The sequence below is a fragment of the Marinospirillum sp. genome (assembly GCF_014859565.1).
This window is the reverse complement of record NZ_JACUUA010000237.1, coordinates 1-4,762: the sequence shown is the minus strand read 5'-3', so window position 1 is coordinate 4,762 and position 4,762 is coordinate 1. Positions and strand designations below refer to the sequence as shown.

General features: G+C 49.7%; 3 protein-coding genes. All 3 read right to left on the bottom strand.

Annotation, left to right across the window (positions count from 1 at the left end; all coding sequences use genetic code 11):
* Positions 1–108: 108 nt before the first annotated feature.
* On the bottom strand, positions 109–1,605 hold the full coding sequence (gene casA / locus IBX50_RS17350) for a type I-E CRISPR-associated protein Cse1/CasA (protein ID WP_292257556.1): 1,497 nt from the start codon (positions 1,603–1,605) through the stop codon (positions 109–111).
* A 2-nt stretch (positions 1,606–1,607) separates the two neighbouring features.
* The gene (gene cas3, locus IBX50_RS17345; RefSeq protein ID WP_292257555.1) at positions 1,608–4,232 is read right to left on the bottom strand and encodes a CRISPR-associated helicase Cas3'; all 2,625 of its coding nucleotides are present in this window, start codon (positions 4,230–4,232) and stop codon (positions 1,608–1,610) included.
* 124 nt (positions 4,233–4,356) lie between these two features.
* A partial coding sequence (locus IBX50_RS17340) for a WYL domain-containing protein (RefSeq protein WP_366930746.1) occupies positions 4,357–4,762 on the bottom strand: 406 nt, incomplete at its 5' end.

Sequence of the window (4,762 nt, the reverse complement as noted above, 5' to 3'; positions counted from 1 at the left end):
TGAGTAATCATACCCTCAAAATCAGGTGGCCAGATTTACTATGCCACTACAGTTCATTGCTTTCTTTGGTGTCTGACGGTGCAGACTGTTGATCATCTTGCATGGTGATCATGCCTCCTGCTTAAGGTATTGGCTGTTATTCGGGCGGTTCTTGGCCCAGGCATCCAGTTGACGCGCTGTTTCACTGGGGCAAAAGTGGTCATAGGCTTGATGGACGTAACCTGCAAACCGATGACGAAGTTTCTGGCGCTGGGCTGCAGCCTCATCCGTCTGTTCGCAATGGTCGACCAAAGATTGAGAATCACGTTCACAAAGCTGCCAGAAAAGCTGGGTGGCCTGTGGTGCCACTTTGCTACCGTCAACCGTTTGCTCTTTGAAAAAACCAAGAACCCGGCCGTAAAGGTTTCTGGCAAGCCCATCAAGCAAATCCATTTCTTTTTTGAGCAGACTGAACCAGATCTCCCCAAGGGCATCTGCCTGTAACCAAATGGTGGACTCAACAAAATCATCACTCCCTGATGCATACTGCTCACCAGCATTACTGCTGACACGCAGTCCTCCTGACCAGACGGCAAAAACTTCCGTTTCATCGCGGGCGCGATCAAGGCTGCTGCGTAGTTGCCAGCTCTGAAACCCTTGTGTATCTGACTGACCAAAAAAGCCAAGCAAGGCAGTCAACTCACGCCAAGGGCGCTTTTCAGGATCAACCCACAACGCTTTTGGCTCTTTGCCGGAGTAGTTGATAGCCATACTGGGGTCAACCATGCCCTCTTTATAGCCAGGATGAGCAATGCCCTCGGAATAGTGCAATTCATTTTCGGTAAGCAAACAGAAACGACAAAGTGGCAAAAACCGCCCCATCAGAGACTGCTTGAGTTTTCTTGCAGCAGTGCAATCTTCACCTTCTGGCATAGCCTCCCAAGGTGCTGTTCCCACACCTTCTGGATAAATTTTCATTTGATCCAGTTGCTTTGAAGTCAGCAGGTTGAGCCAGATGGTTTCAACAAGACCCTGTCCCATCAGAAAATTGTGAAGTAATCCCATATGTGCAACTGACGGACCAGGCTTGCCAGTCGATGGCTTGCCTTTATCATTTTTCTTTCCAGCATATCCGGGTGTGAGCACTACGCTGTTATCCGTTTTTTTACCGGAGAGTGCAAAACCCATCAGCGTCAAAAGAAGCAGTGCTTTAGCACCATCGTCCATGTTTCTTTGTACTTGTATCTGGCTTAAAACAGTGGTGTTACCCGTAGAAACTTCTGGAAGAACAGCACCAAAAGATTGTGTCTTTGCGGCCTTGATTGCAGGCATCTGCAAAAACGGCTTTTCACCGTAGAGATAAAAGTGATCATGCCATTGATCCAGGTAAGCCAGGCATTGCTTTGCAAGGCCCTCTGCTCCTAGTGCTTTCCACTCAGCTTCATCTTTGGGTGTTGCTGCCGCCTGAGCGATGGCGAGCAGCAGCTTCAACAAGGCTATTTTCTGAACTGGGTTGCCACCAAGGCTTCGATATTCAGGATGACTGAATATCTGACGCAGGCTAACTCGGCCTTGATCGGCCACAGGTATCCAGGGTTCATCAATCAAGTTAAAACGATTTTCCATGGTCATTTTTCCTGGTTCTTGATGACTCGGTAGCCCAGGTCATCGCGGTATTCAAACTGATACTTATCATGTACTGCATAGTTATCCATGCCACACAAGGAGTCGGTTTCTCCCACTAAGGCAACACGCAAGATGCTTTCATCTTCAGGCCAGTCAGGGTGGCCCAGATAAAAGCAATGATGCAGACCTAAGCGTTTAAGCTTGTCCACAGGCAAGGCTTTGGGAGCATCACTGGCAGGCACTGCAACAAGCTGACGCATGAGTATTCCCGTGCGCTGACGCAGCTCTTTTTTAGTCAGTAGTGCACGATTCTGAATAGGCAGCTCCACCTGGCTGCCATCTAGTAGGGTCAAGGTTGCCCATTTGCCATCTGGATTAACTCTGACACGGCGCAACAACAAGACTTCATGGCTATCTGTTTCGCTATAGCGTGTCTGCGCCTTGCTTTCTGGAAGCGTATTTCCAGCCTCAGCCAAAGCAACCCGCGCTAGGCGACGCAAAGTATTTCGTCCTGCGCGATAACGTGTACCTTCGTCCAGCTCTTGCAGCCAGCGGTTCATGCTGCCCTGCTCAGAGCGAGTACAATAAGTACGTTCGATCAAATTGCGGATATCCAGTGGCAAGCTGATGCTCGTAAGCTGCTGCCAAACTTCCAGGCTGCGACACAACACATAAGGACTGTAAACGTAAGCACTGTTTCCAAGCTGACTCTGTGGTGACTCAATGGCCAGTGCCAGATCCGGTGCGAGGAACCAGGCTTCAGCTTTTGCATGCTTGCAGCGTGGTGTTTCATCATGCCTCCACAAGCGTCCCAGCCGCTGCAGCAACATATCTGTCGGAGCAAAGCGTGACACCATAAAGTCAGCATCAATATCCAGCGACTGCTCTAGAACCTGAGTACCAATCAGTATCCGTCCTTGTTTCTGGCGAGCAGGCCAACCTGCTTTACCATACAAATTGACCCATTGATCTTCGATCTTCTGACGATCATCCACCGTAAAGCGTGAATGTAATAAACCACAAGCTACACCCAGTTCTGCAGCTCTGGCTGCTAACATCAGGTAACGCTCCTGGGCTTCCTTGACCGTATTCTCTATCCATAAAATCTGCTGACCTTGCTCGGCGCGTTTCAGTGCTTGTTCAACGGCATGTTTGTCATCTGCACAAAGGGCAAGCTGTATTTGTTTTTTATCCTTTTTCTCGATTTCGATTTTGTTCTGGCTGACTAGCTCTTTGTCACCGGCTGGACTGGCCGTAACCAAGGGATAATCCATTGAATCAGAAGGTCGACCCAGCAGCTCTTGTCTACGCTCCTGATTAAGGGTTGCGCTGAGAATGATGACCGTACAGTGTAGTTCTCGCAGCAAGGCCACCAATGCATCCAACAGGCTTCCGGTATAGGCGTCATAGGTATGCACCTCATCCAGAATAACGACCTTGCCTGCCAGACCAAACGCACGAACAAAACCATGCTTTACATTCATGGCGGCCATCAATGCCTGATCTATTGTTCCAACAGCAAAAGGTGCCAACAAGCCTCGCTTACTTTGATTAAACCAGGCTCCTCCGGGACGGCCTTCTTCTCCCATATCCGTATCCAGTAACCAGGCGTTGCCATGAAGTAGCAGAGAACGATGAGAGCAGTCATCCGACAGAATACCCGCCATACGCTTCTCTTCATTTCCCTGAAGAAAATCGTTGAAGCGCTCAAAAATTTTGTTGGAGGTCAGTTGGGTGGGTAAAGCGAAGTAAATTCCGCGTGCTTGATGGCTTTCCAGCATTTTGTAGGCAGCATAAAGTGCTGCTTCTGTTTTTCCCAGTCCCATGGGTGCTTCGAGAACATACACACCCGGTGAAACCACCTGACCAATCAGTAGGGACTGGGCTGATCTGGGCTGAAAGCCGAATACATCTTCAAAGCTGAGATTTGGTTTGTAGGTGGCTGCTACCAGACCTAATGCATCCAATACACCTGAAATCCGGCCTTCCCATGGGGTTTCAGGGTTGTCGAAAGGGTGGCCGGAGCCTATCCAATCGGCAACCGAGGTAAGACCGGCCAATAAACGCGCTTTTGCTACTGAATCAATTTCTGGCCACACTTCATTTAGCGAACTTTTCAGAGCAGCAACCAATTGTTCTCTTTCTTGGTGCCAGACCTGACCACCAAAGTTTTCATCAGTAGCGCGCATTCCAGCCAGATTGGGTGAAAAACCGTGATGCTGCCCCAGTATCTCCGGCACATATTCAGGTAGCCCTAACTGCTTGGCAGTCAATTGACTGACACCTGCATGACCGCCCCAGTTTTTTTCCAGCTCGGGATTAAAACCCTGAAGGGTTTCCAGAGCGCAGGCACGCATGATTTTATTGAAAAAAGTCGGGCTGACTTTGCCAATATCATGAGCAGCCGCAACCAGCGGACTACCAGCAGGGAAAAGAGCTTCTCGCAAAGCCACTGGATATCGATTGATCAGTTCACGGGCAACACTGCCTACAATGTGGCAGTGGGTCAGAACAGTGTGGCCGGGGACAACGTCAATACCATTGTTATAGGACTTGGCAAGACAGCTGTTGAAGGAAACTTGCTGGATTTTAGTTGCTGTGTGGTTGGCTTTTTTTGCTCTTAACATAAGTGCATCCTTTCATCTTTTTTGACACCTTGCCGCCTTCCTTTGGAACCTGCAACCCCGACTAAAGCCCACTGTCATCTGATCTGACAGTCTTTATTGATCCCTGTCAGTTCAACGCAAGTTTTCAGCCAAACAGCCATTCCTGTATGTCGCTTTTGTTGACGATGATCAGTTGCTGGGCTTCGGGTTCTCCTTCCAGCATGTGCGGGTGGATCTGCAATCCTTTCAGCAGGTAGTTGATGTGGCAGGCGCGGGTGGTGATCTGAAGCTGGCCGTTTTGCATCAGGTAATCCTGTTCGATGACTTCCCGCTGAGCCGGGGTCAGGCGTGGGTCGGCTTGCAGTAGCAGCGTTACTTGTGTGTTCCAGGCAATATCTTGTGCAACTCCTTTGTCGGAGCGTTCCATCAGATCCGGTTCACCACGAAAACGGCTGAGCACAAAGTCCCGGTAGTCGTGGCTTTTTTCGCACCAGGCGCGTAGATGCCAGCGCTGACCGTTGTTGACGAAGTGGTGGGGGACAATAATACGA